1 protein-coding gene is annotated in these 1,670 nt (G+C 57.5%); it reads left to right on the top strand.

All coding sequences use genetic code 11. The features are described 5' to 3' along the window. Nucleotides 1-24: 24 nt before the first annotated feature. On the top strand, nucleotides 25-1,670 hold a 1,646-nt coding region (locus ACR0EL_RS21410), incomplete at its 3' end, for an electron transfer flavoprotein-ubiquinone oxidoreductase (RefSeq protein ID WP_480502173.1).

Below are 1,670 nucleotides of genomic sequence, written 5' to 3'. Positions count from 1 at the left end.
GGAAAGTTAGCTAAGGAGCCCGCGATGGCCGATATTGAACGCGAAGCGATGGAATATGACGTGGTGATCGTGGGTGCAGGCCCTGCGGGCCTGTCGGCGGCCATTCGTCTGAAACAGCTTGATGCTGACCTGAACGTCGTGGTTCTGGAGAAGGGCTCGGAAGTGGGTGCGCATATCTTGTCGGGTGCGGTGCTTGATCCCTGCGGTCTGGATGCGCTGATCCCGGATTGGAAGGAAAAAGGCGCGCCGCTGAACACACCGGTCAACGAAGACAACTTCTATATGCTGGGAGAGGCGGGTCAGATCCGTATCCCCAACTTCCCGATGCCGCCGCTGATGAACAACCACGGCAACTACATTGTCTCGATGGGCAATGTTTGCCGCTGGATGGCGGAACAGGCAGAAGAACTGGGCGTGGAAATCTTCCCGGGCATGGCCTGTTCCGAAATGGTCTATGGTGAGAACGGCGAAGTCAAAGGCGTTGTTGCCGGTGTCTTTGGTCTGGAAGCTGATGGCTCCTACGGTCCGAACACCGAACCAGGCATGGAATTGCACGGCAAATATGTCTTCCTGTCGGAAGGTGTGCGCGGGTCGCTGTCCAAAGAAGTCATTGCCAAATACGACCTGTCGGCTGGCAAAGAGCCGCAGAAATACGGCGTCGGCATGAAAGAGATTTGGGAGGTCGATCCTTCCAAGCACAAGGAAGGCAGCGTCACGCACACGATGGGCTGGCCGCTGGGCAGCAACGCGGGCGGTGGGTCGTTCATCTATCACCTTGAAAACAATCAGGTCTATGTCGGCTTTGTGGTTCATCTGAACTATAAAAACCCGCACCTGTACCCCTATATGGAGTTCCAGCGCTTCAAACATCATCCGGTCGTTGCAGACCTGCTGAAAGGCGGTAAGCGCGTAGCGTATGGTGCGCGGGCGATCACCGAAGGCGGGTTCCAGTCGATGCCGAAGCTGGTCGCGCCGGGTGTGGCGCTTCTGGGCTGCTCGGCAGGCATGGTCAACGTGCCGCGCATCAAGGGCAACCACAACGCCATGCTGTCGGGCAAAGCCGCAGCCGAGGCCGCCTTTGACGCCATCAAGGCCGAGCGGTCTGGTGATGAGCTGTCAGATTATGAGACCGAAGTGCGCAGTGGCCCCATCGGCAGCGACCTCAAGAAAGTGCGCAACGTCAAACCGATCTGGTCGAAATACGGCCTGACCGCCTCGCTGATGCTGGGTGGTTTGGACATGTGGACCAACACGCTGGGTTTTTCGCTGTTCGGCACAATCGGTCACGGCAAAAACGATGCCGAGGCGACCGAGGATGCCAGCAAGCACAAACCCATCGATTATCCGAAACCCGATGGTGTTCTGTCTTTTGACCGATTGACCAACGTGTCGTTTGCGATGACCAACCACGAGGAAAGTCAGCCCTGCCATCTGCGCCTGTCTGATCCAGAGGTTCCGGTAAAGGTCAACCTGCCTCAGTTCGACGAACCGGCGCAGCGCTACTGCCCGGCGGGTGTGTATGAGGTGGTCGAAGACGAAAACGGCCCGCGATTCGTGATCAACTTTCAGAACTGCGTCCACTGCAAAACCTGCGATATCAAGGACCCCAGCCAGAACATCACCTGGACCACACCGCAGGGTGGGGATGGCCCGAACTATCCCAATATGTA

This window comes from Ruegeria sp. AH12 (assembly GCF_056541465.1).
This window is presented reverse-complemented; position numbering and strand designations above follow the sequence as displayed.